Below are 23,870 nucleotides of genomic sequence, written 5' to 3' on the forward strand. Positions count from 1 at the left end.
AATGAAGAAGATTATTATCGGTGACCGTATAACAAAATCTTTCGGAGAGAGAGAGGAACAGCGAAATGTTCTCGATGAGCTTTCTATTGAAATAAACGAAGGCGAATTCGTTGCGATAATGGGTCCATCGGGATCAGGAAAATCGACGCTGATGTTTGCACTAAGTGGAATGGATGAGGTTAATAGCGGAAAGGTCGTATTTGGAGACAGGGATTTATCCGCCATGGGAGAAAATGAGCTTTCAGATATGCGCAGAACAAAAATGGGGTTTGTTTTTCAGCAACCTATTATGCTGAAAAATTTAAACATTATCGACAATATCATTCTTCCTATGATGCGTGACAACAGAAAAAACGTTGCAAGCATTTCTGATAAGGCAAGAGCGCTGATGAAAAGAGTCGGCATTGGAGAGCTTGAAGAACACGATATTACACAGGTATCAGGAGGCCAACTGCAGCGGGCGGGGATATGCAGAGCCCTTATAAACAACCCGAAAATAATTTTTGGAGATGAGCCTACCGGAGCACTCAATTCGAAATCTGCACAGGAGATTATGAATATATTTTCTGAAATCAATGAAGAAGGCACAACTGTTCTGCTTGTAACTCACGACGCAAAAGTTGCTGCACGGACAGAACGTGTTATGTTTATGCGTGATGGAAAAATCGTAAGCGAGCTGAAACTTTCCAAGTATGACGGGACCAATATGGATACCAGAATCGAAAAGGTTACAAGGAAAATGATAGAATTAGGCATATAATAGTTGAAACGAGCGAATTATCGCCACTTTTCTACAAAACTTTATTTTTAAAGCCGCAATATATTGGAGAGGGCTGCTGTAAAGGCAGAAGCAGCCCTAGCGGCTGATGAGCAGCCAACAATGAGAGATTTTTGTTAAAGTTTTTCTTTGTTGTACTGCTCTAGTCCTTTTTTAAATAAATCAAGGATAATCTCATGCTGAGTTTTGCTCATGACATGCTGTCGGATTTCATTTAATTCAGCAACTAACTCAGCATCCAGATGAAGATTAATGGTCTTTCCTTTATCTTTTGGCCGGATTTCATAGCCGTTATCCGTTTCTTTTGCCTGTCCTTCGAGGATCACGCTATCAGAAAACCAAGCTTTTTCCGGGATGACGATGATCTCGCCTTCAAAAAAGATCGCAGACAAATCTTTTGCAAAGGAAATATCGAGAGCATTATTGATAGCTTGGTTGGCCCGTTTAATTTTCCGGGCGATTTCTTGATTTGGCACAGTGTTTGTTAGCTTTATCTTCGCTTTCATTGATTCATCAGCTCCTCTGCCGCGTTTGCTAGATTGCTCTCCTTCACATCGTTCAACTGTTCAAAAGACCCTTCCCTTTGAATCGTATAGAAAAACTGGCCCTTGTGCAGATAGGCATCAATAACAATGCCAATAACAGCTTCGTCAGAAGGGACCTTTACAAGTACACGGTCAAGTACATCAAATTCAGGAAGCAAATATCCTTTTTCATATAAAAAATGAAACGTGTCGACTTTTGGATAAAGAAATCGCTTTTTGCCTTGTTTGGAGCGCAGAGCCCAAAATTTTTCTTTTTCATCAATCACTTCTCCAAGGTACCCTTCATCAGCCCATCTTTTAATTGTGGACATATTAAGTGTTTTTCCGATTTTCCTGAAAACCAAGTCGATGATTTCTTTAGAGGAAATATAATTTTTTCGTTCTTTTTCTTGTTCTTCCAACGCTTCTAAGCGTTTAGATAAGTCCTTGAGAAGCATCTGCTGTTCTTTTATTTTTTCCTCCGTTTTTTTCAGCAGGGCTTCTAAATCTTTTCTGTTCAAAAACTTTCCCGCCTTCCTTCCATAGTGTGCCGGACAATCTAGAGATATTTCTATTTTACACTATTTTCATATGGCAAATAAATTAAGCTGAATAAAAAAGACAGGAAAGTAGTTGAATGTAATAGTCATATAAAGATATTGATTGCATTATATTTAAAATGAAAATGCAATCTAATGTGTTGACAAAAGTGTTTTGATATCATACTATTATTTCCAATAATATTTGGAATAGTAAGAATATTTTGTTCGTTTTTTATGCTTCATGGCAATCTTGCAATCGAGGGGATGGGGATACGGGGCGAAGCAGCAGTTGTCATTATTTTATCTTGAGCAAGCGGGATATATGACATGGATAAGAAAGATAAAAATGTCGGATATCATAGGACGCTTGGAACTAAATGAGGGGGTAATCGGCATGCATTTAAACCGAGTAAAGAACAAAACCATTTCGTTGGACAACTTACGGATGAATTTTCAGGAAATTGAGCCTGATTTAACGCCAAAGGAAGCTGTTGAAGAGTCTAATCGCTGTCTTTACTGCTATGATGCGCCTTGTATTAAAGCTTGTCCTACCGGCATTAATATCCCGTCTTTTATAAAAAAAATCGCTTCCGGAAATTTAAAAGGCTCAGCCCGTGTCATTATGGAGGCTAATCCAGTAGGGGCAAGCTGTGCCCGCGTGTGTCCGACAGAAGAATTATGCGAAGGCGCTTGCGTATTGAATCATGCTTCCTTGCCTATTATGATCGGGAACTTACAGCGTCATGCGACGAATTGGGCTATTCACAACAACGAGCAGCTGTTTAAGGCTGGCGAAAAAAACGGAAAGCGTGTAGCCGTCATCGGAGGCGGTCCAGCCGGGTTATCAGCAGCCCGTGAACTGGCTCGATTCGGGTATGAGGTGACCATTTTTGAAGCAAAAGAAAAAGCGGGAGGATTAGATACTTACGGGATTGTTTCATTCCGGCTTCCTCAGGAAATCTCTTTATGGGAAGTAGAGCAGATTGAAAAGCTGGGCGTAAACATTCAAACCGATACAAAAGTAGGCAAGGATATTCAGGTGCGGGAACTCATCGAGAACTTTGATGCAGTTATCTTGGCAGCAGGAATGTCAAAGGTACCGATGCTGGGCATTGATGGCGAGGAAGCTGAAGGAGTGTTTGATGCTATTGAATTTGTCGAAGGCACAAAAACTCCTCCTCTGGATCAGCAGTTTATCGGCAAGAAGATAGTCGTTATTGGCGCAGGAAATACAGCCATTGATGCGGCGACCTGCTCCGTCCGTTTAGGGGCCGAGAATGTGAAAATGATTTATCGCCGGACGGAAAAAGAAATGACTGCCTATGAATTTGAATATGAATTTGCCAAGCAAGACGGAGTAGAGTTTAGATGGCTGACCCAGCCGAAAAGAATTATTGCAGATAAATCAGGGAAAGTGGAGGCCTTGGAATGTGTTCGCATGGAGCTTGGAGAACCAGATGCATCCGGCCGCCGACGCCCGGTTCCTGTCGCGGGGTCAGAGTTCATTATAGAGGCAGATGCCATAGTGAAAGCTATTGGACAGACGCGCTACTTATCCCTAATTGAAGAATTAGGACTGGAGCATAACAACGGAATTGTCAAGATCAATACAAAGACGCATCAAACATCCAATCCGAAAGTGTACGCGGCTGGCGATGTTATTTTCGGAGACGGCCAGGGAGAGGCTATGGTTGTAACGGCCGCCCAGCAAGGGAAACTGACAGCTCATGCCATTCATCAGCAATTCACTGCTGATAAGGTTACATTGGAAAGCGTATAAACCAATAAAAAAAGACAGGGGGAATTTAGATGGCAGACTTGCGTGTGAACTTTGCGGGAATTCAATCTCCTAATCCTTTTTGGCTGGCTTCTGCTCCGCCGACAAACTCCGGCTATCAAGTGCAGCGGGCCTTTGAAGCCGGCTGGGGAGGAGCTGTTTGGAAAACTTTGGGCGAGCCGATTTTGAATGTATCTTCCCGGTTTGCCGGCACTCATTTTAACGGCCAGCGGGTAGCTGGATTCAACAACATTGAATTGATTACAGACCGCCCGCTTGAAGAGAACCTAAAGGAAATTTATGAAACGAAAAAAAGGTTTCCGAATCATGCAGTGATTGCTTCCTTGATGGTGGAGCCGAAACAGGAAAAATGGCATGAAATTGTAAAGAAAGTCCAAGCTGTCGGGGTAGACGGTTTTGAATTAAACTTTGGCTGTCCTCATGGCATGGCAGAACGAGGAATGGGGGCGGCTTCCGGTCAGGTGCCGGAGCTGGTAGAGAAGCAAACCTATTGGGCAAAGGAAGCGGCGGAAGTGCCTGTGATTGTTAAGCTCACGCCGAATATTACGGATATCACCGCCACAGCCTATGCTGCTGTTCAAGGCGGAGCAGATGCGATTAGTATGATTAACACGATCAACAGCTTGGCGGGAGTAGATATCGACTCCTGGAAGACGATTCCGAATGTTGCCGGAAAAGGTGCTCATGGCGGTTACTGCGGACCGGCAGTCAAGCCAATTGCTTTAAACATGGTGGCGGAGTGTGCGCGCCATCCGGAATTGAATGTACCTATTTCTGGAATAGGCGGCATATCGAATTGGCAGGATACTGTTGAATTCATGCTGATGGGGGCGGGGTGCGTTCAAGTATGTACAGCGGCTATGCATCATGGCTTTAGCATCGTTGAAGATATGATTGACGGATTAAACAATTATCTCGACGGGAAGGGAATCGCGGCGCTTGACGGCCTGATCGGAAAGTCCGTTCATACGTATTCTGATTGGGGAAATTTAGACCTTAATTATAAGGTTGTAGCCCGTATTAACAACGATGTTTGTATTAATTGCAACAAATGCCATATTGCCTGCGAGGATACCTCACACCAATGCATTGATATGCTGACAGCGGAGAGCGGGGCTGCTTATTTGAAGGTTCGCGAGGAAGATTGTGTCGGATGTAATTTATGTTCCATCGTGTGTCCGGTAGACGGAGCGATCGATATGGTAGAAATACCAAACGGGGAGCCGATGACCTGGAATGAGCGCCAAGCAGCTATTAAGCTTCCAATCTGCCATTCATAAAAGAAGAGGAGGAAAGATGGAATGAAGAAATTAATAACAAACGGGACAATTGTTACCGCCGCTGATAGGTATGAAGCGGATCTGTTGATTGAAGACGGAAAAATAGCTGCGATTGGCAAGAATTTGGGCACAGGTGCAGAGGAAGTGATTGATGCCCGGGGAGCGTATGTGTTCCCTGGAGGCATCGATCCTCATACGCATTTGGATATGCCATTTGGCGGAACCGTGACCAGCGATGATTTTGAAACAGGAACGATTGCCGCCGCTTACGGGGGAACTACGTCCATTATCGACTTTTGCTTAACAAATAAAGGAGAACCCTTGAAAAATGCCATTCAAACCTGGCATGAGAAATCAAAAAGCAAAGCTGTTATTGACTATGGTTTTCACTTGATGATCAGTGAAGTCAATGAACAGGTGCTTGAAGAGATTCCTCTTATTATTGAGGAAGAGGGCATTACTTCGTTCAAGGTATTCATGGCTTATAAAAATGTATTCCAAGCTGATGATGAAACACTGTTTCGTACATTATTGACAGCAAAGGAACATGGCGCGCTCGTTATGGTGCATGCTGAAAATGGAGATGTTATTGATTTCTTGGTGAACAAAGCACTGAAAGAAGGAAACACAGCCCCTATCTATCATGCGCTGACGAGACCGCCGGAGGTAGAAGGAGAAGCGACTGGAAGAGCTGCCCAGTTGACCGGTGTTGCCGGCTCACAATTGTACGTTGTCCATGTATCGTGCGCAGAGGCAGTAGAAAAAATTGATCAAGCGCGAAAGAAAGGCTATCAGGTCTGGGGAGAAACGTGTCCGCAGTATCTTGTGCTTGATCAGTCCTATTTGGAGAAACCAAATTTTGAAGGCGCCAAGTACGTTTGGTCTCCGCCTCTTCGCGAAAAATGGAATCAGGAAGTGCTATGGAATGCTTTGAAGAACGGCCAACTGCAGACGCTTGGCTCGGATCAGTGCTCCTTCAACTTTAAAGGCCAAAAAGAGCTGGGGGTTGGGGATTTTACTAAAATTCCAAATGGCGGTCCGATCATTGAAGACAGGTTCAGCCTCTTTTTCTCAGAAGGAGTGAAAAAAGGCCGGATCTCCATCAACCAATTCGTTGACATTGTTTCAACAAGGATTGCCAAGCTGTTTGGGCTTTTCCCAAGGAAAGGAACGATTGCTGTGGGCAGCGATGCGGATATTGTTATCTTTGATCCTAATAAAGAGCGGGTAATTTCGGCAGAAACGCATCATATGAATGTCGATTACAGCGCCTTTGAAGGCATGAAAGTGACAGGAGAGCCCATCTCTGTTTTATCACGCGGCGAGTTCGTCATCCGCGAAAAAGAGTTTGTCGGAAAACCGGGCTCAGGCCAATATTTAAAGCGCGCCCGTTTTGGAAGCCAAGAGAAGCCGGCAGAGAAAGTGCGTTAATCAATGGCTTGTGCTTGATTGAAGAGCGAGTGTTTTCCAGAACGCTGCCTTGTTAGTGAAAGGAAGCTTTCTTATTATTTGGCATCACTGTTATTCCTGAAGCTCAGATAATAAATAGAGGAGATATGTGATGAAAAGAACGAGTGAATATTTAAAGTCTCCGGATCTTCTTCCTATTGCTCATCGTGACAGAAAAATTGGCACGTTTGGATTTTCGGTAATGTGGGTAGGCATGGCAGTGGTTCTGGCAGCATTTGCGATCGGCGGGGCGGGGGTACAGGCGATGCCTTTGCCCTGGGTGCTGCTGGCCTCTTTTGTAGGCTGTCTCGTCATTGGTTTTCTCATCACCCTGATAGCGGACATTGGCATCGAGCATGGCATTTCCTTTCCAGTTTATTTAAGAGCGCCTTTTGGCACATTAGGCACACACTTTCCTTCTCTTCTTCGCGGAATAGCCGCTTCTATCTGGTTCGGTATCAATTCGTATTTTGGCGCTGCAGCTATTAACGGGATACTGAACATTCTCACTGGATTTGATAATTGGTTTATTTGTTTGCTTTTATTTGTTACAGCGCAGGTCATTAATACCTCGATCGGCATTAAAGCGATCGAGAAATTTGCGAACCTGGCCGCACCGACTATCATTCTAATTTCTATTTGGATGTACTACACGTTAGCCGATCGGGCAAGCGCAGCCGGCAAGAGTGTATGGGCGTGGATGGAAAACCCGGTTTCTGGAGCAGCTCTATTTGCGGCTTTCTTGACAGTGGTGCTCGGAAATATGGGCTATTGGTCGACTTTATGTGCCGATATTTCTTCGATTTCCAGGTTCATCAAGGCTCCAAAATATGAGAAAAATTGGTTTAAAAGAAATAAAGGGGCTCTGGTAGGCAGTATGATTGCGTTGCCGCTGACGCAAACTTTTGTGGTAGCGATTGGCGGAGTAGCCTATATCGCAGTAGGAAACTATGATCCTATCGTGGCTCTGCAGGAAGCTGCCGGAGGGCTTATATTGGGAATCTTGCTGTTAATGATTGTTTTTGCCCAGTGGTCAACTAACACGGCAGCCAATTTAGTCCCGGCGGCAACTGTTTTTTCTAATATTGGCGGTCCTAAAGTGCCTTTTTATGCAGGAGTGATTTTGGCTGGAGTCATCGGAATGATGACGCAGCCATGGAACCTCTTTGATACGCTAATGCCTTTTCTGCTCATCAGCGGAGGGCTATTGTCAGCCATTGTCGGCATTTTGTTTGCTGATTATTATTTGCTTCGCAAACGCAGAGTGAACGTGCCTGATCTGTATGAACAAGCTGGCCAGTACAGTTATTATTTAGGAGTCAATTGGGCAGGCGTGATGGCTTGGGCCATAGGAGGGGGCGCTTCTCTTATCTTTTCGAATTACTCCTTTATCGTTGGTTTTCTTCTTTCGGCGGCTAGTTACTATCTATTGTCGAAGTATTGGTGGTTTCGAAAATATAAGCAGGCTGAGCTGGAGGACCCAAGTGATGAAAAGTACTTGGGGATTACTGCAGGACGTGATTGGATTATTGACGGTCAAGAGGCGGCGAGAGGGACGGAAGGTCAAGAACAAGCCACTGTATAATTGGCAGGTTAGGAGGAGGATATCATGTCATCTTATAAAGAGTTTTTAGCGGAAAAACAAAAAATTGATGAGCTGTATAAAAGCGGCTATGAAATTACGAAGGTGGAGGAGAACTTGAGCGGCGCCTTTCTCACTTTTGAGCGTTCAAACTTGAATGGAAAAAGCAAGGTAACGCAAGTAAAGCTGCAAATCCTGACAGCGGATGCCCGCAAATATTTCTCCAATTTAATTATGGCTAAGCAAAAAAATTTAGTATAGTAGAAGACTGTACCAGCGCTTTTCATGTTTTCCCGCCGCCTCCTCTATGGATTGCCTGCTTAGACGCAGTTCACAGAGGGGCGGCGGTAGATTGTTTGATAAAAGCCAGTGGGTGAACAGGAAACGCTTGCTTTGTTTGCCTTCCGAGAACGGCAGTTAAAGAAGGAGAGAATCTACCCGCTCTACCTTGCAGGGTTTTTTAATATTAAAGGCAATTTCTACATCAATATCTCTGATTTGTTTTTGTTGGTCATATAAAACGTAATAAATAATTTCATCATCCACGTGATAGATGATGCTGTCATAGGAAAAGGCCAGCAGATAGTCTTTGATCGTGCTGCCGATCTGGCGGGAAAGCTCCAGCGAGTCAGGAGGATGTACTGGATCGGGAGCGTGCTTGCCGGCATATTTCCAGCGCAAGGCATCTTTTCTTAATCGGGCTTCGCTAAATTGGTAATTGAGGATAAAAGGACGGTTAAAACAGATTTTTTGATGTAAAACAACGGCTGTTTCATCGCCCTCCACCTCAGCGTGGCAAAAGGCGTATTGCGCTGCCAAGCCGAGGTCATTAATGAGGTAAATGCCTTGTCCGAATAAAGAGCGGGCGGCTGCTCCGTTAGTAAATGCCCTTAATTCGCTGCGCTCGTACTTTTGCTCCAAAACGACTTTTCTCGCTTCTCCGTAACTAACTCCTCGGTAAGCTTTTCTCTCCAATTCAGACCCTCCCTATGGAAATGATCGTGCACTTGACATTCTTTCGTTCCTGCGGCTTAATCCTCTGTCCATTTCTGCTTTCTATCAAGCTTAGTTAAGCGCTTACAAATTTATTTTTTTCTATGAATCCCATGGGAACAGATTCATAGAAAAAATGTTTTCAGTCTATCTATTGGTTGCATGTTTTGGACTTAATATGAATCCAGGGACGTTCATCTTCCCATTCTACTGAGACAGGAAGGCAAAACGTTTCACTTAGCAGCTCTTCTGTTAAAACTGTTTTCTTAGGACCGGCAGCAACAATCTTTCCTTGTTTCAGCAGCAAGGCATGGGTAACAGCCGGCATAAGCTCTTCAATATGATGGGTGACATACAAAAGGGTGGGGCCTTCAGGAGAGCGTCCCATGTTTTCAATAGCAGACAGCAGCTCTTCTTTAGAGTACAAATCCAGCCCCGTGCAAGGCTCATCTAAAATCAGCAATTTTGGAGAAGGCATAAGTGCACGGGCAATCATCGTTCTCTTTTTTTCTCCTTGAGAGAGAGAAAAGAACGCTTGATCCGCTAAATCATCCATTCTCAGCTGGCGGAGAAGGCCCTTCGCTTTTTCGATATCCTCCCTGCTTATTTCCTCATACAAGCCGACGGAGGCATGCTTTCCGCTCAATACTATCTCCAGAACAGAGTCGCTTGGGCGGGTATGAAATCTTTCGTCCATGGAAGAACTTACCCAGCCAATGCTTTTGCGCAGTTCCGGTAGGTTCGTTTGGCCAAATAAATGGCCTAAAACGGACACCGTTCCTGTCGTTGGCCACTGGTAACCGGCAATGATTTTCAGAAGAGAGGTTTTCCCGGAACCATTTAATCCGAGAACGGCCCAATGCTCTCCCTTCGCGACACGCCATGAGACGTCATTTAATACGTTTTTCTTTGTTCTTGTCCAAGTAATGTTTTGCAGATCGACTATTTTATTCTCTTCCTCCATGTATAACTCCTCCTGCGAAATCTCTAATGTATATATTTATCCCTTTTGTTAAAAATTCCTCTTTTTATTGTTTTTTCCATCAGGGAATCAGACATGAATTGGATGAAGGAAGATTTTTTCTAAAAGGGCGGAGAAGAAGGCGTGATTTTTCTCTGCTGATTGGAATGGAGCTCAGCCTGTTTGGGGAAGAAAAAGAGGCCGACCCAAAAGTCATTTTTCATGGTCTTTTAGGTCGTCCTTTTTTCGCTGTCAATCATGATTGGCAGGCAAGCCATCGATTGTTACTCTTGCAATTCTTTTCCCATGCCTTTTAGAAAATGAAGACCAAATCGGATAGCACGATTAATATCCGGGTCCTTAAGCACTTTTAAAAGGTCTATCATTCCGACAGGCTTGCTGCTATGGAGATGTTCATTTGCTTCTGCCATTCCGGCTGTAAGACTTCCTGCCAGTTTTTTCATCATGTCCGGATCAGTGTTTGCCAATGCGCCAGCTGCATTGAGGAAATGATTGATTACATTGGTGACCGGTTCCCTGGACACCTGATGAAGAGCAATGCCGGCAACCTGTTCTTTTGCCTGCAGGATAGAAGAGGCTGCTTCTAAAGCGCCCATGTCATTCAATTCACCGATCATATGAAAGATGCTATTTAAAGCCTCTTCGTTATCTGCCAGCAGCCTTTGAAGATCCGTCAGCTTTTGCTGGGCACTTTCCTCACTTGTTTCTTCCTTTTTTCGGATTGAAGTAATCGGTTCTGCCATTGCACTTTCTCCTTTCGATTAATTAGTCGTCAAGTGAACATAGCCGGGGCGTTGCCATTTGCGCTGCACTTCCACGCCGTTTTGAGGATGCCGTTTTTTGTTGCGGGGATTTGTTTTGGGCAGCGGCGTTTTTCCGCAGGAAGTCAATACTTCCATCCTTACTTTTGTCTGCTTGTAGGCAGGGGTGTTTGTGCGCTGGTCAACAGCAGGGCCAGTTAAGAAGTTAATGGCCGATTCTTTATCCACCGAGTTCATCGGCAGAAACAGTTCATTCGCTTTCACGCGGTTTGTTACTAAAACCGGCAGCTTTAATGCTCCAAAAGGAGAAATAAGCCGCACCAGTGCCCCATCCTGTATACCGCGCTCCTTGGCAAGCTCCGGGGACACTTCAACAAAAATTTCTGGCACCTTTGACTGGATTCCTGTTGATTTGTTTGTCATGTTGCCTTCATGGAAATGCTCAAGCATCCGGCCGTTATTGATATGGAGGTCATACTCCTCTGGAAACTCGGCGGGCGCCACCCAGTCGGATAAGGCAAAGCGTGCTTTTTTGTCTGGAAAGTGAAAGCCGTCTGTATAGAGAAGAGGCGTGCTTGCCCCATCGAAGCTTCCCCAAAGAAAACTGTTCCAGCCCTCTAATTGTTCATAGCTTGCTTGACTGAAAAGAGGGGAAAGGCTTGTCATTTCATTAAATATATCGCCAGGACCGCCGTATTGCCATCCAGCACCCAGGCGGTTGGCAATTTCTTGTACAATCCACCAATCCGGCTTGGAATGTCCAAGGGAGGGAAGAACCTGGTATAAACGCTGCACCCGGCGTTCTGTGTTTGTAAATGTTCCTTCTTTTTCTAAAGATGGAGATGCCGGCAAAATAACATCCGCGTATTGCGCAGTGCGTGAAAAGAACATATCTTGAACGACAAAAAAGTCAAGGGAGGATAAGACCTCATGAACGTGATTCGCATTTGAATCAACGAGGGCCATATCCTCGCCGACAACGTACATGGCCTTCATCGTACCGGCCTCAATCGCTTTAAGCATTTGGATATTGTCTCGGCCGGGGACCGCGGAGATTTTTACCCCGTAGGCTGCTTCAAATTTTTCGCGGGCTGCATCGTCTGTAATGTGCTGATATCCCGGAAGCCAGCCGGGAAGTGTCCCCATATCGCAAGCTCCTTGAACGTTATTGTGGCCTCGCAACGGATAAGCGCCTGCGCCCGGCCGGCGGTAATTGCCGGTAGCGAGCAGCAAGTTTGAAATGGCTGCTGACGTATCGGACCCGCCTGTATTTTGTGTAACGCCCATTCCCCAAAGCACACAAGTGCCATCTGCATCTCGAATCATTTCAGCTACTCGGATGAGTGTTTCAGCAGGAATGCCCGTAACAGATTCAGCGTATTCAAGGGTATATTTTTCGAGTACCCTCTTATATTCATCAAAGAAATTAACGTTTTCTTCAATGAATGCCCGGTCATGCCAGCCTTGATCAATCATATAGCTGGTTACAGCCATCAGCCATACTTGGTCGGTTCCTTGTTTCGGACTCATAAAAATATCGGAGCGTTCCGCCATTTCATGTTTGCGCACATCGGCGACAATAAGCTTTTGGCCGTGCAATTTATGGGCGCGTTTTACCCGCGTCGCCAGCACCGGATGTCCTTCGGCCGGATTGGCGCCGACAATAATGACGAGCCCCGCTTTGGCGATATCCTTAATAGTTCCGGCATCACCGCCCATGCCGACTGTGCGGAACAGCCCATCTGTTGCAGGGGATTGGCAATAACGGGAACAGTTGTCTACATCGTTCGTTTCAAATACTTGGCGGGCCAGTTTTTGGATCAGGTAATTTTCTTCATTTGTAATTTTCGAAGAAGAAATGAAACCGATAGAACCGGGGCCATGTTCATGGTGGATGGTGCCGAGCCGGCTGGCGACTAATTCTAATGCTTCTTCCCATGTGGCTTCCACAAATTCGCCGTTTTTGCGGATTAAAGGAGTAGTCAGCCGTTTGTCAGAGTTGACGAAATCCCAGCCGAACTTGCCTTTCACACAGGTGGAAATCGCGTTCACTGGTGCTTCAGAAACCGGCTGGACTTTAAGAATTTTGCGCCCTTTTGTCCAGATCTCAAATGAGCAGCCAACGCCGCAGAAAGTGCAAACGGTCTTCGTTTTTCGGGTACGCGTATCCCGCATGGCCGCCTCAATTTCAGATACAGCAAAGATGCCGCTATACCCAGGTTCAACGGTTTTAACGAGATCAATCATCGGCGTGAGGATTTCCTCTTTCATTCCGGTCATAAATCCCGCTTCGCCGAGCATGGATTTTTCCATTAACGCATTGCATGGACAAATAGTGACACATTGTCCGCAGCTGACGCAGGAAGAGTCATTGATGGAACTTCCTTTATCCCAAAGAACGCGCGGCCGTTCAGCCTCCCAATCAATGGACAAGGTTTCATTGACTTGCAGGTTTTGGCATACCTCCACACATTGTCCGCATGCAATGCATTGATTTGGATCATATCGGTAGAACGGATGGGACAGATCGACTTCACAAGCAGCTGCTTTTGGCTTGTACGGATATTTTTGATGTTCAATTTCCATCTGCTGGACAGTGTTATGCAGCTTGCAGTTGCCGTTATTGTTGTCGCAAACTGTACAATAGAGCAAATGATTTTCTAAGATTCTATCCATCGCCTCTGTTTGCGCCTCTTTAGCAGCAGGAGAAGCAAGCTCAATCTTCATGTCTGGCTGTATAATCGTTGAGCAGGAGCGGACAAGTTTTCCATCTGCTTCCACGATGCAAGTATCGCATGTTTGAATGGGATCTACTTCAGGGACATAGCAAATTTGCGGATGAGGGATCTTTTCCTTGTTTAGGATCTCCAAGATGGTGGAGCCTGGAGAAGCTGTGCAGTCTTTTCCGTTAATTGTGATGGTCACCATATGGGCTGCCTCCTTTTTAAAATGAAAGTTCGGTTACATAATGATATTGGACTGGCTGTTTTTCCATTCGTTTAAAAAGCTTCAACCGATTGATCGGCAGAGTGAATAAAAACGAGCATAAAAAAATCCACCATGAAGCTATGCCTTGTTTATAGGCATAATATGTTCATGGTGGAATAGTTATTTAGCAGTGCCTACTAAACAGCCAATCCATTTAAATGTTAAAATAGGAAAGAGCCAGAACAATGATTTATGATCTGAATCCTTCCTTGTTATTATAGTGTTTGCACTCGAAATAAACAAGGTGTACTATTTTTAAACAAAAGAAACTTCCAAGTTCAACCCGGGGGCCGATTCCTGTTGTTTCTGCTCATTCATGAGTACGGTTTCGCTTTCGGATTGAATAGGGCTTATGAAAAAGGCGATAGCAGGGAGATCAATAATATGTCTAAAAAAATCCATCAATTTAATGATATCATTCGCAAGCTGCGCAAGGATTTGCTGGGAAAAGGCCCGGAGCGGATTCACAGCGTATTTGTGGAAAATATGGCTATTTCCACTTTATACGGCAACTTGACGCCGACGGAAAAGTTTATCGCCAAGACACCGGAAGGAAAAGAAATGGTGCATGCGGCCAGGACAAAGTTGATTCAAGAAGTCTATGCCTCGAATCCGCCAGAGGGACTCGAGGAGCTCGTGGGGGCCAAACTCGTTCATTTGTTTTCTGATATTAAGGTAGAGGAAGATATGGCTGTTTCTGTATTTGTCTTCGATAAAAATATTTGTTTAGAAGGTGAGGGCAAATGAACAAGACAGAGGTGACACGGAGCATTCTCCGCTTCGCAAATGGACAGGCGGAAGAGATAGAGGATCGCATTGTAACTGAATATCCGGTGACCATCAAAGTGAATGGCGAAGAGTTTGTGACGATGGTCTGCACGCCGGAATACATCGAAGATATGGTGATCGGCTATTTGGCCTCAGAAGGCATCGTCCGCCGCCGTGAAGACATTACCGATATAAGGGTGCAGGAAAAAGAAGGCTATGTGTATGTGGAGACAGATAAAGCGAACCCTTACTCGCAGCGCTTTCAAAGCAAGAGATATATCACTTCTTGCTGCGGGATGAGCCGGCAAGGATTTGTTTTTGTCAACGATGCTCTGACCGCTAAAAAAATGACGGGTATTCACGTGACCCTTACCCCTGCAGATTGCTTTCGGCTGATGGCGGAAATGCAGGAATCAGCTGCCCTTTTTCGCGAAACGGGAGGCGTCCATAATGCAGCCCTATGCGACAAGCAGGGGATGATTTTGAACAGGATGGATATTGGGCGCCATAATGCTCTTGATAAAATTTACGGATACTGCTTAAGAAATGAAATTACGATCAGAGACAAAGTGCTTGTCTTCAGCGGCCGGCTATCTTCAGAGATTTTATCAAAAGTCGCTAAAATCGGCTGCGAAATGGTTCTGACAAAGTCGGCCCCCACTGAACTGGCTCTTCAGTTAGCGGAAGAATTAGGGATCACCACAGTAGGGTTTATCCGCAACCAGTCATTTAATGTTTATACCTGCCCTGAACGGATTGATACAACGGAGGAGCTGTGACAGGCAGAGGAGCTGTCTGTAAAGCCGCTGTTGCAGTATTATGAAAGATTTTTCATTTACAAAAAAGAGGCGTACAGCATCTTGTTTACAAGCTCTGCGCTTTAACGTGTATTCAATATATGCCAAGAAAAGGCATCCTCTATTCCTAAGGCACTCAGGAATGGAGGATGTTTATTTTGGTTTAACCTGCCATACAGCCAGGCCATTTTCACAGGCGGATAAGCGCACGGACAAATGAATAAAAAGCGCAGGAAACACGGTTGTATATATTTTCTTAAGTTAGAGTAATTTAAAACTAAATAAAAGCTAACGATTTGGAGGGATAAAGATGAACGTGGCAGATTTTTTGATCGTGCTGGGCTCTGTGCTGCTCGCGATGATTCTTATCGTACTGATTGCTTTTCTAATATATATGCTGGCTTTTGACAGAAACCAGAAAAGCCATTCGATCTTAAGGAATTATCCGCTGCTTGGAAGAATCCGTTATTTTTTCGAAAAGATTGGTCCGGAGATGCGCCAGTATTGGTTTAATAGTGATACGGAAGGCCGGCCGTTCTCACGGGATGATTACGAGCATATCGTCAAAAGTGCGAAATATAGCCGGGATGTTATCGGATTTGGTTCAAAGCGCAATTTTGAAGAAGAAGGCTTTTTTATTCGGAACGATATGTTTCCGAAGTTAAATGAGGAATTAAAAGTAGATAAAGAAGAGAAAGTCTTAACGAAAAAATACATTTTGTTAAAGGACCCGCTTTTCATGCAAAGAGAGGAGAAAAGGGAGGATGAAGAAGCGAATGCCTATTTATTGCATGATGATGAGGCAGTCGTGATCGGGCCGGCTCTCGAACATCCTTTTGTGGTTAAGGGGCAGATTGGGATGTCAGCGATGAGTTACGGATCGCTGGGTGACCGTGCCATTACCGCCTTATCGGAAGGGCTGGCTCTGGCAAAAGGGGCATGGATGAATACAGGAGAAGGGGGATTGTCTCCTTATCATCTAAAAGGCGGTGTCGATATTATTATGCAGATCGGACCGGGCTTATTCGGCATTCGTGACAAACAAGGAGGAGTCGACTGGGAAGAGCTCAAGCGCAAAAGTGAAATTCCTGAAATTAAAGCATTTGAAATCAAACTGGCTCAAGGAGCAAAAACACGGGGAGGACACATTGATGCGGAAAAGGTGACACCGGAGATTGCGGCCATACGGAAAGTGGAGCCGTACCAATCGATTGACAGCCCTAACCGTTTTCGGGAGTTTGCCGATGTGCCATCTATCTGCGAATTTATTGAAAAAATCCGCGCGCACACAGGAAAACCGGTGGGAATGAAAATTGTCATCGGCGGCAATGATAGCGCCGAGGAGCTGGCTAAATATATGAAGGAAACAGGAAAAGGTCCGGATTTTATCACCGTGGACGGCGGAGAAGGCGGGACAGGCGCTTCTTATCAGGAGTTAATTGATAGTGTAGGACTGCCGATTAAGTCCGCCTTGCCGATTCTCGCAGCCACCTTAAAGAAGTATGGCGTGCGTGACCGGGTGAAAATTATCGCTTCCGGCAAACTGTTTACCGCAGATCGGATTGCGATTGCTTTGGCAATGGGGGCCGATCTTGTAAACATCGCCCGCGGCTTTATGATTACTGTAGGCTGTATTCAGACGTTGAAATGCCAATCGAATATTTGCCCGGTAGGAGTGGCCACGACTGATCCGGATTTGCAAAAAGCACTCGTGATCGACGAGAAAAAGTACCGGACCGCCAATTATTTAATCACTCTCCGCGAAGGGCTGTTTCGCCTGGCAGCGGCAGCTGGCTTAGACTCCCCTGTTCATTTTCAGCCTAAGCATGTGATGTATAAGGACGATAAAGGAGTGGTCACGTCGCTTGAAGACATTCTCCATGAAATCGAAGGACAGACAGCAGCCAGCGAACAGGCTGACATTAAACTGGGACAAAAGCGCACTCGTCCGATTGGCGTCTGATTAAGCTAACAAAAAGAGCCTCTGAACAAACGGGCAGCTTGTTTGCAGAGGCTCTTATGATTTATCTTTCGCAAGCCCACCGGTCGTTATCACGATCGTGTTTGGACTCATACGCCGGGTGGCTGTCAGGCACACCGTCCGGGTGCACTTTTCTGAGCTCCGTACAGTTTTGGTAAGACTCAGAATCAGCCGGCTGTGCTGGTTCCGGTTGCGGAGCAGGAGGCGCTGATTGGGGTTTGTCGGCCGGTGCTTGCTGCTTCGTTTCGTTAGCATGATAACCGTCGTCATCTGCGTAATTTTCAATGGACCAAATGCCGATTTTCTTCGCTTTGGCAGCAGCTTCGATTTCTTTCATTTCATCAAGGTATTGAGTGTTTGGCGGATAGACGGCTACCCGCGCCAGTCCTTGTTCAAGCAGCAGCTGATTAAACATTTGCCCGTCAATATACACGTAAGCAAGCAATCGTCCATAACGGTCGCGTTCCTGGATGCCCGGTTCAAGCTTGATTTCTTTTCCCGACAAATGCTCTTCCGTGAAAGCCGAAGCTTCTTGTCCGAACGGCTGAACGCCGAGGCGCGGGTGCTTCGTTTCAGGTGTATCGACTAAAATCAGGCGAACGGTTTCCTGGCGGTCATCGAGCGTGATTTTGATCGTATCCCCGTCCACTACTCTTGTCACAGAAGCAGGAATCAGCCCTGAGGAGGGGGAGTCGGCAGGGAGTGCTTTTTCCTTGCCGGCTTCTTTCTTCTGTTCTTTCAGCTTTTCCTTGTCGGCTAGCTCTTTTTCTTTTTTCGCCAGTGCCTGTTCTCGTTCCGCTAACTCTTTTTCCTTCTTCGTCAGCTTTTCTTGCTTGTGATCCGCTGTTTTCTCCTCGGTTTCAACCGGTTTCTGTGTCGCTTCCTCCACAGGTTCAACAAAAATGAAAGCGAGAATCACGGACAGCAGAATGCCAAAAGCTGCAATCCAGCGCGGTTTTGGCAGATGCGGTTTTCCGTTTCGCTGCTTAGCCAGCTGGTAGCAGCCATAAAGAAATAAAAGCAGGCCGGCTGCAGCCCACGGGGTAACGGCTACGGTTGTTAACAAGAACAGCACTCCGGCTGTAATGAAGGTGTATCTTATTGCTTTCAATGTCTAAACTCCTATCTATTTAAACTATCAGACAAAAACAAACCAGTTTCTTCTATAATCATATCATCTATGGAAAGCACTGGAATTGTCAAGACGAATAAAGGCTGCTGCTAAACGGTTCCGCTTTTGGTGAGAGATTTTTGGCTATGCATCTTTGTATATCATTAACGATAAAAGCTCGTTCTGTTTGTGACTCCGCTTTTTCTGTAAATGTTTTGAAGATGCTTTGATTGTTACTTATTTTTCATTTCAATGTAATTTCATAGAAATAGGGGCGAAAACTTCAGTTGATACAATAAAAAATAGTCATTAAATCAAGAGCTACTACGACGTATAAAAGGAGTCTGAGTATGGAGGAACATGTGAAAAAATCTCTGGATGAATGGAAACAGGAAATCGATGAACTGCTCAACGATATAGATAAGCAATATGAAGAGGTGAAGCGGGAACTGCAAATTTATTCCTATAAATTCAGCATTACGAAACAGGTTATCCAGTCAACGATCAATGAGGATATTATTCACAGCATTCGCGAGCTCTATCATGCCCCTTTTGAGAAGAGGTTCAATCAACTGAAAGAAGAAATCACGGATCTGGAAGAAAAGAAAAAAGTGTTTCAAATGTTTATTGATAAGATCGATAAAGTAAAGGGAAAGAGAGAAGAGAGAGGATACGAACCTGTTCAATAGCAGGGGAGAGGCTAAAAGAAAAGGCTAGCGTAAGATTGAGGAAAGATCTTTCGCTAGCTTTTTTATGGACCGGCTAAGCGGCTTTTAAGGAGGTTCATTTTTTGATTCCTTATTTATCCCCGCCAGCAAGTTTTTGTACAATGTGTAGTAGCAAATTTGCCCCTTTTTCAATAGCTGTTTCCTCTGTGAACTCTTCTTGACAATGGCTTTTCCCTCCAGCACTGGGAACAAAGATCATGGCTGTATTTGCTAGTTTGTTTATGTATTTAGCATCGTGGCCAGCCCCGCTGATCATTTTCTTTGTGCTGTAACCTAAAAGCCTCGCTTGTTCTGTAATACATTCAATTAACTCCTCTGAGAAATGACTGGAATCTGTTTCCCAAATTTCTTTCACTTCAATTTGAACATTCTCTATCACCGCAATAGTACTGATTCTTTGCAGAACCTCTGAATGCAAGTGTTTACGTATTCGGTCATCTGAATGTCTAATGTCAATAGAGAATGTTACTTCTCCAGGAACACAATTGATCGAATTTGGGATTAATGATAAACGTCCGACGGTTGCGGTAGCTTCTGTGTCTTGTTCTGTTACAATCAGTTGAATTTCTGTGATCATTTTAGAGGCAGCAGCAAGAGCATCTCTTCTCATAGACATGGGGGTAGGCCCTGCATGGTCAGCTTGGCCGATTACTTTAGCTTCTAACCAGTTCATTCCTTGTATGCCGGTAACTATTCCAATATCAACATTTTCGCATTCGAGAACGGGACCTTGTTCAATATGCAACTCAATGAAGCTGAAAATGCCATCAATCCGATTTTTTTGAGACCCTTTGTAGCCGATTCTTTCCAATTCTTCTCCGAAGGTTTTGTTGTCCTTATCTGTACAATTAAAAATAAATGATTTCTCAAACACGCCAGCCAGGCCGCCAGCACCCATGATCGGGGGCTCGAATCGAGCGCCCTCCTCATTGGTAAAACAAACGATCTCAACGGGACGCTCTAGGTCAATAGGCTGTTCATTCAATGTACGTAGTACTTCAAGAGAGGATAATACGCCTAATATGCCATCGTACCGGCCGCCCTCTGGTTGTGTATCCAGATGGGAGCCAATAAGAATAGCAGCTGCTGTAGGGTTTGTTCCTTCCTTTCTGCCATAAATGTTGCCAAAATCATCAAATCGTACAGCCAAGTCTGCCTCTTTTAGCCATTTAACAAACAAATCCCGCATTTGCTTGTCTTCATCGGTCAAAGCTAAACGACAAAGACCTCCTTTATCCAGACTGCCAATTTGGCCGCTCATTTGAATGGTTTCCATAAGCCTGCAAAGATTTATAGACAGTGTCTTTTCAACCATGGTGATAGCTCCTTTCATGCTGAAAAACGACATCACCGCCAATAATAGTCATATCTACTTCGGTATCTCGAACTTGATCCGCACTAAACTGCAAAAAGTTAGCAGGCAGAACCACCATGTCAGCCAGTTTTCCGACTTCCAAGGTTCCTTTTATTTTTTCGTCAAAAGCAGCGCGAGCAGCGAATACAGTATAGGTTTCAATTGCTTCCAGCAAGCTAAGCCTTTGTTCTGGCAGATAAGTTGTATCGCTTTTTGTTTTTCGGCTCATAGCTGAATAAATACCATGTAAAGGTGAGAAATGAATCACCGGGCTATCAGAGCTCCCTGCCGGTTGTAGTCCTTTATCATAAAAGGTTTTACTGGCAAATACATAGTTATAAGCCGGTTCATCTAAAACTTTCATATAAATGTCGCCCATTTCATAAATAAGCCCGTATTGGGGGATAGGGATGACAGAAAGGTTACTCATCTTTTGGATCAAATCTTCTCTTGTTACAGCAGCATGCTCAATGCGATGACGGTGATCTTTTCTTGGATGCTTTTTCAAGGCTTTTTCAAACAGCAGTAGGATTTTTTCGATGGCTGCATCTCCCATTGCATGAACAGCAATCTGGTATCCTGCTTCATGAGCATCTATAATTCTCCGCTCCAGTTCATCATCAGAATACATATACAAGCCTTGGTTGCTGTCTGAGTTTAAGTAAGGGCGTGATAAGGCGGCTGTTTGTCCCCCTAATGTTCCATCACAAAACAGCTTAACAGACCCTATCTTCAAGTATTCATTGCCGAAGTTACCCTGCAGTTTCATTCCGTTCAGATAATCAAAGAAATCCGTAAGAATCATGGCGTATATTCTGACATTTAATTTCTTGTCTGCCTGCAATTGCTGCAACACCTTAAATTCATTCATGGAGCCGGAAAAGAATCCAAGACCTGTTTCATGTACACTAGTGATGCCATAACGAATATACTCTTCGTTTGCTCGTAAAAGCATTTTTTTAAGAGATTCCTCATCATAGGATGGCATGGCGTTCTTTACTAGGTCCATGGCTCTTTCTTTCAGAACGCCAGTTAATTCTCCAGATTCATCTTTTTCAATGATTCCTCCTTCAACTTGCGAGTCTTTAGAGATATTTGCTAGTTGAAGTGCTCGTTCATTGACGACGGCAGTATGCAAACAGTATCTTGAAATGAACACGGGATTGCTGATCCCCGCAAGAGAGTGCTTATTAATTGGTTCGTCATGTGTGAAGTTTGATTCGTTGTAGCCCCATCCGATAATCCAGTCATCCGGACCGATTTCATTTGCCCGTTCTTTTATGGCATAAATGAGTTCAGCGGCAGAAGAGAAATCACAATTGACATTCAATAAATTAAATCCTGTATTAAACATATGCTGATGAGCATCAATAAAGCCGGGGAGAACAGTTTTCCCCTCTAAATCAATTACGTTAGTATCAGGTCCAATATATTCTTTAATCAATAGATCTGTATGAAGGGAGAGAATCTTGCCATCTTTTATCGCCATCGCCTCGTACGTGTTTTGCTTACTGTCCATTGAGGCAATGAAGCCGTTATGAAATACTGTGTCTGCGTACAGGTGAGTCATCATGTGAAAAACCTCCATCGTTCGTGAAGCATTTTTGTTTTTGAGTTAGGTGGACAAGCTCGGCAGGTAAGTGGAAAAAAAAGGAACATAACTTAATAAAAATAATATTGCCAGCATGACAATAAATAACGGTATTGCCGCAACAGCGATCTTTTCGATAGAAATGTTTCCTATAGCAGAAGCGACAAATAGATTGACGCCCACGGGCGGAGTAATAAACCCAATAGCAAGGGCTGTCACCAGAATAACCCCAAAGTGAACGGGATCCACGCCAATTTGTGTGACAATCGGCAGCAAGATAGGGGTTAAAATAACTAATGCGGCAATCGTATCTAAAAAAGCGCCTACCACGAGCAAAAATAAAATAATCAGCAATAAAACAACATACACGTTCGTGGAGAATCCTAAAATGAAATCAGCGATTTGCTGCGGAATTTGTTCAATATTTAACACATAGGCGAAGGCGATAGACAAGCCGATCATATATAATGTCGCTCCGATAACTTGGATGGTTTCCAAGGCGCTATCATATACATCTTTCCAGCTTAATTCTTTATGAATAAATTTGCCTACGATTAAACCATACATAATGGCTACAGCTGCCGATTCAGTCGGGGTAAAGATGCTTCCATAAATGCCTCCGAGGATGATAACTGGGGTCAGAAGAGCCCACTTTGCCTCATAAAATGTTTGAAGAACATGCTTAAAGCTGATTCTTTTTACATTCATTTGTTCAATGGTTACAGAAGTCTCGTCAAGCACGTTAAATTGACTGGCTGTATTTTCTGCGTTTTTTACAGATTTTCGTTTAATAATGAAATAAGAGGCGATCATCAAAGATAAGCCAATCATAATCCCAGGGAGGATTCCTGCAAGAAACAAGCTTCCAATGGATACTCCGCCAATGACTCCGTATAAAACAAAGGGAATGCTCGGCGGAATAATGACACCGATTGCTCCGGCAGAAGCTGTAATAGCCGCTGCAAATCCCCGGCCGTATTTTTCCCGCTCCATTGCTGGGATCATAAACGAACCGATGGCTGCTACGGTGGCTGGTCCCGAACCAGAGATGGCTGAGAAGAACATGCAGGTAAGGACAGTTACCATTGCCAGGCCACCCGCTACAAACCCTACCAAGGAGCCGGCAAAATCAAGCAGTCTCTTGGAGACACCGCCTTTTCCCATTAAAATCCCGGCCATCATAAAAAAGGGAATAGCCATAATTGGAAAAGAGTCAAGAGATGTGAAGACTTTTTGGGTCAAGGTCATGACAGGAATGCTGTCGGTGAAAAACAGGGCAGTAAATAAAGTAGATAGCCCGATCGCAATACCGATCGGAACGCTTAAAGCAATTAACAAAAACAGAGATAAAAATAATGCGATCGTTGTCAATTTTCCGCCTCCTCTTCGTGCAGGTGCGGTTTGAAAATGTAAACCGCCTGCTGGATTAGTCTTAATGCCATCAGACTTCCTCCAATTGGTACGGCTAGATAAACGATCCACATTGGAATGCCATTAGAAGGGCTGACTTGGCCGGTTCCATGAATATTTAAGATGAGCTGAGTTCCGTTGGCAACAAGAAATAGAGCGAAGAAGAACCAAAGAATGAGTGCAATGAGCTCAATGATTTTTCGTAAAGGCTCATTGCAAATGTTTTTTATCAGTTCTACCCGAATATGCTTTTGAGTTCGAACCGAATAGGCGGCACTAATCCAGGCTATCCAAATTAATACATATCTAGAGAGTTCCTCGCTCCATCCAAGAGAAGAACTAATTAAATATCTGAAAACGACTTGTGTAAATACTAAAATAATGATCAATAATAAAGAGGCGACGAGCAGCCATTCTTCAATTTTTGCATCCCGTAAACTTTTTCGGATCATT

Annotated in this window: 21 protein-coding genes; 10 read left to right on the forward strand and 11 right to left on the reverse strand. The window is 44.4% G+C overall.

Going from position 1 to position 23,870, the window contains the following annotated elements; all coding sequences use genetic code 11:
* The first annotated feature begins 1 nt into the window (after nucleotide 1).
* Nucleotides 2–760 carry an ABC transporter ATP-binding protein gene (locus B1A98_RS00245; RefSeq protein ID WP_063384255.1) on the forward strand — a complete coding sequence of 253 codons (759 nt, stop codon included), beginning with the start codon at nucleotides 2–4 and terminating at the stop codon, nucleotides 758–760.
* A 134-nt stretch (nucleotides 761–894) separates the two neighbouring features.
* On the opposite strand, the gene B1A98_RS00250 is transcribed toward B1A98_RS00245, so the two are convergent.
* Both B1A98_RS00250 and B1A98_RS00255 read right to left on the reverse strand, forming a co-directional pair.
* A complete protein-coding gene (locus B1A98_RS00250; protein WP_063384254.1) occupies nucleotides 895–1,284 on the reverse strand; it encodes a hypothetical protein in 390 nt (129 codons plus the stop codon).
* Nucleotides 1,281–1,823, reverse strand: coding sequence for a hypothetical protein (locus B1A98_RS00255; RefSeq protein ID WP_082821671.1), 543 nt, complete (start codon nucleotides 1,821–1,823; stop codon nucleotides 1,281–1,283). The genes B1A98_RS00250 and B1A98_RS00255 overlap by 4 nt, the downstream gene beginning before the upstream one ends.
* A 415-nt stretch (nucleotides 1,824–2,238) precedes the next feature.
* Here B1A98_RS00255 and B1A98_RS00260 point away from each other — a divergent pair, with 415 nt between their 5' ends.
* The 5 genes from B1A98_RS00260 (at nucleotide 2,239) to B1A98_RS00280 (ending at nucleotide 8,214) form a co-directional block, all read left to right on the forward strand.
* A complete protein-coding gene (locus tag B1A98_RS00260) occupies nucleotides 2,239–3,624 on the forward strand; it encodes an NAD(P)-dependent oxidoreductase (RefSeq protein WP_063384253.1) in 1,386 nt (461 codons plus the stop codon).
* Between the two features lie 29 nt (nucleotides 3,625–3,653).
* The gene (gene preA, locus B1A98_RS00265) at nucleotides 3,654–4,922 is read left to right on the forward strand and encodes an NAD-dependent dihydropyrimidine dehydrogenase subunit PreA (protein ID WP_041099408.1); all 1,269 of its coding nucleotides are present in this window, start codon (nucleotides 3,654–3,656) and stop codon (nucleotides 4,920–4,922) included.
* Between the two features lie 21 nt (nucleotides 4,923–4,943).
* Nucleotides 4,944–6,353, forward strand: coding sequence for a dihydropyrimidinase (hydA, locus tag B1A98_RS00270; RefSeq protein ID WP_063384252.1), 1,410 nt, complete (start codon nucleotides 4,944–4,946; stop codon nucleotides 6,351–6,353).
* Nucleotides 6,354–6,483: 130 nt separating this feature from the next.
* Entirely contained in the window at nucleotides 6,484–7,956 is a 1,473-nt protein-coding gene (locus tag B1A98_RS00275) for an NCS1 family transporter (protein WP_063384251.1), read from the forward strand.
* 24 nt (nucleotides 7,957–7,980) lie between these two features.
* Entirely contained in the window at nucleotides 7,981–8,214 is a 234-nt protein-coding gene (locus tag B1A98_RS00280) for a hypothetical protein (RefSeq protein ID WP_041099414.1), read from the forward strand.
* A 156-nt stretch (nucleotides 8,215–8,370) separates the two neighbouring features.
* Here B1A98_RS00280 and B1A98_RS00285 read toward each other — a convergent pair whose 3' ends face one another.
* The 4 genes from B1A98_RS00285 to fdhF form a co-directional block, all read right to left on the reverse strand.
* Nucleotides 8,371–8,928, reverse strand: coding sequence for a hypothetical protein (locus B1A98_RS00285; RefSeq protein WP_063384250.1), 558 nt, complete (start codon nucleotides 8,926–8,928; stop codon nucleotides 8,371–8,373).
* A gap of 169 nt (nucleotides 8,929–9,097) precedes the next feature.
* Complete coding sequence (locus tag B1A98_RS00290; protein WP_063384249.1) at nucleotides 9,098–9,910, reverse strand: ABC transporter ATP-binding protein; 813 nt, start codon at nucleotides 9,908–9,910, stop codon at nucleotides 9,098–9,100.
* Nucleotides 9,911–10,191: 281 nt separating this feature from the next.
* Nucleotides 10,192–10,671 carry a helical membrane plugin domain-containing protein gene (locus B1A98_RS00300; protein WP_063384248.1) on the reverse strand — a complete coding sequence of 160 codons (480 nt, stop codon included), beginning with the start codon at nucleotides 10,669–10,671 and terminating at the stop codon, nucleotides 10,192–10,194.
* Nucleotides 10,672–10,689: 18 nt separating this feature from the next.
* Nucleotides 10,690–13,617 (reverse strand): formate dehydrogenase subunit alpha, encoded by a 2,928-nt coding sequence (gene fdhF / locus B1A98_RS00305; protein ID WP_063384247.1) that lies wholly within the window; start codon nucleotides 13,615–13,617, stop codon nucleotides 10,690–10,692.
* A gap of 444 nt (nucleotides 13,618–14,061) precedes the next feature.
* Between fdhF and B1A98_RS00310 the strand changes: the two genes are divergently transcribed.
* The 3 genes from B1A98_RS00310 (at nucleotide 14,062) to B1A98_RS00320 (ending at nucleotide 17,205) form a co-directional block, all read left to right on the forward strand.
* Entirely contained in the window at nucleotides 14,062–14,424 is a 363-nt protein-coding gene (locus B1A98_RS00310) for a Na-translocating system protein MpsC family protein (RefSeq protein WP_063384307.1), read from the forward strand.
* The gene (gene fdhD, locus B1A98_RS00315; protein WP_063384246.1) at nucleotides 14,421–15,224 is read left to right on the forward strand and encodes a formate dehydrogenase accessory sulfurtransferase FdhD; all 804 of its coding nucleotides are present in this window, start codon (nucleotides 14,421–14,423) and stop codon (nucleotides 15,222–15,224) included. The genes B1A98_RS00310 and fdhD overlap by 4 nt, the downstream gene beginning before the upstream one ends.
* A 328-nt stretch (nucleotides 15,225–15,552) precedes the next feature.
* Nucleotides 15,553–17,205, forward strand: coding sequence for an FMN-binding glutamate synthase family protein (locus B1A98_RS00320; protein ID WP_063384245.1), 1,653 nt, complete (start codon nucleotides 15,553–15,555; stop codon nucleotides 17,203–17,205).
* A 61-nt stretch (nucleotides 17,206–17,266) separates the two neighbouring features.
* Here B1A98_RS00320 and B1A98_RS00325 read toward each other — a convergent pair whose 3' ends face one another.
* On the reverse strand, nucleotides 17,267–18,334 hold the full coding sequence (locus B1A98_RS00325; RefSeq protein WP_082821670.1) for a thermonuclease family protein: 1,068 nt from the start codon (nucleotides 18,332–18,334) through the stop codon (nucleotides 17,267–17,269).
* 350 nt (nucleotides 18,335–18,684) lie between these two features.
* On the opposite strand from B1A98_RS00325, the gene B1A98_RS00330 reads away from it, so the two are divergent.
* Nucleotides 18,685–19,023, forward strand: a complete 339-nt coding sequence (locus tag B1A98_RS00330; protein WP_063384244.1) for a hypothetical protein — start codon at nucleotides 18,685–18,687, stop codon at nucleotides 19,021–19,023.
* A gap of 109 nt (nucleotides 19,024–19,132) precedes the next feature.
* On the opposite strand, the gene B1A98_RS00335 is transcribed toward B1A98_RS00330, so the two are convergent.
* From B1A98_RS00335 to B1A98_RS00350, 4 genes are read right to left on the reverse strand one after another with little or no spacing between them, the layout of a single operon-like run.
* The gene (locus B1A98_RS00335) at nucleotides 19,133–20,377 is read right to left on the reverse strand and encodes a Zn-dependent hydrolase (protein WP_063384243.1); all 1,245 of its coding nucleotides are present in this window, start codon (nucleotides 20,375–20,377) and stop codon (nucleotides 19,133–19,135) included.
* Nucleotides 20,370–21,989, reverse strand: a complete 1,620-nt coding sequence (locus tag B1A98_RS00340) for an amidohydrolase (RefSeq protein ID WP_158286002.1) — start codon at nucleotides 21,987–21,989, stop codon at nucleotides 20,370–20,372. Before B1A98_RS00340 ends, B1A98_RS00335 begins: the two co-directional genes overlap by 8 nt.
* 42 nt (nucleotides 21,990–22,031) lie before the next feature.
* Nucleotides 22,032–23,378 carry a TRAP transporter large permease gene (locus tag B1A98_RS00345; protein WP_063384242.1) on the reverse strand — a complete coding sequence of 449 codons (1,347 nt, stop codon included), beginning with the start codon at nucleotides 23,376–23,378 and terminating at the stop codon, nucleotides 22,032–22,034.
* On the reverse strand, nucleotides 23,375–23,869 hold the full coding sequence (locus B1A98_RS00350) for a TRAP transporter small permease (RefSeq protein ID WP_063384241.1): 495 nt from the start codon (nucleotides 23,867–23,869) through the stop codon (nucleotides 23,375–23,377). Before B1A98_RS00350 ends, B1A98_RS00345 begins: the two co-directional genes overlap by 4 nt.
* Nucleotide 23,870 lies beyond the last annotated feature (1 nt).

Origin of the sequence: Pseudobacillus badius (assembly GCF_002189605.1) — a bacterium.
Taxonomy (GTDB): Bacteria; Bacillota; Bacilli; order Bacillales; family Domibacillaceae; genus Pseudobacillus; species Pseudobacillus badius.

What these genes read in the sequence shown, in the direction of transcription:
- B1A98_RS00245 (WP_063384255.1), top strand. Translation starts at nt 2, where the DNA reads ATGAAGAAGATTATTATCGGTGACCGTATAACAAAATCTTTCGGAGAG.
- B1A98_RS00250 (WP_063384254.1), bottom strand. Translation starts at nt 1,284, where the DNA reads ATGAAAGCGAAGATAAAGCTAACAAACACTGTGCCAAATCAAGAAATC.
- B1A98_RS00260 (WP_063384253.1), top strand. Translation starts at nt 2,239, where the DNA reads ATGCATTTAAACCGAGTAAAGAACAAAACCATTTCGTTGGACAACTTA.
- preA (WP_041099408.1), top strand. Translation starts at nt 3,654, where the DNA reads ATGGCAGACTTGCGTGTGAACTTTGCGGGAATTCAATCTCCTAATCCT.
- hydA (WP_063384252.1), top strand. Translation starts at nt 4,944, where the DNA reads ATGAAGAAATTAATAACAAACGGGACAATTGTTACCGCCGCTGATAGG.
- B1A98_RS00275 (WP_063384251.1), top strand. Translation starts at nt 6,484, where the DNA reads ATGAAAAGAACGAGTGAATATTTAAAGTCTCCGGATCTTCTTCCTATT.
- B1A98_RS00280 (WP_041099414.1), top strand. Translation starts at nt 7,981, where the DNA reads ATGTCATCTTATAAAGAGTTTTTAGCGGAAAAACAAAAAATTGATGAG.
- B1A98_RS00290 (WP_063384249.1), bottom strand. Translation starts at nt 9,910, where the DNA reads ATGGAGGAAGAGAATAAAATAGTCGATCTGCAAAACATTACTTGGACA.
- B1A98_RS00300 (WP_063384248.1), bottom strand. Translation starts at nt 10,671, where the DNA reads ATGGCAGAACCGATTACTTCAATCCGAAAAAAGGAAGAAACAAGTGAG.
- fdhF (WP_063384247.1), bottom strand. Translation starts at nt 13,617, where the DNA reads ATGGTGACCATCACAATTAACGGAAAAGACTGCACAGCTTCTCCAGGC.
- B1A98_RS00310 (WP_063384307.1), top strand. Translation starts at nt 14,062, where the DNA reads ATGTCTAAAAAAATCCATCAATTTAATGATATCATTCGCAAGCTGCGC.
- fdhD (WP_063384246.1), top strand. Translation starts at nt 14,421, where the DNA reads ATGAACAAGACAGAGGTGACACGGAGCATTCTCCGCTTCGCAAATGGA.
- B1A98_RS00320 (WP_063384245.1), top strand. Translation starts at nt 15,553, where the DNA reads ATGAACGTGGCAGATTTTTTGATCGTGCTGGGCTCTGTGCTGCTCGCG.
- B1A98_RS00330 (WP_063384244.1), top strand. Translation starts at nt 18,685, where the DNA reads ATGGAGGAACATGTGAAAAAATCTCTGGATGAATGGAAACAGGAAATC.
- B1A98_RS00335 (WP_063384243.1), bottom strand. Translation starts at nt 20,377, where the DNA reads ATGGTTGAAAAGACACTGTCTATAAATCTTTGCAGGCTTATGGAAACC.
- B1A98_RS00340 (WP_158286002.1), bottom strand. Translation starts at nt 21,989, where the DNA reads ATGATGACTCACCTGTACGCAGACACAGTATTTCATAACGGCTTCATT.
- B1A98_RS00350 (WP_063384241.1), bottom strand. Translation starts at nt 23,869, where the DNA reads ATGATCCGAAAAAGTTTACGGGATGCAAAAATTGAAGAATGGCTGCTC.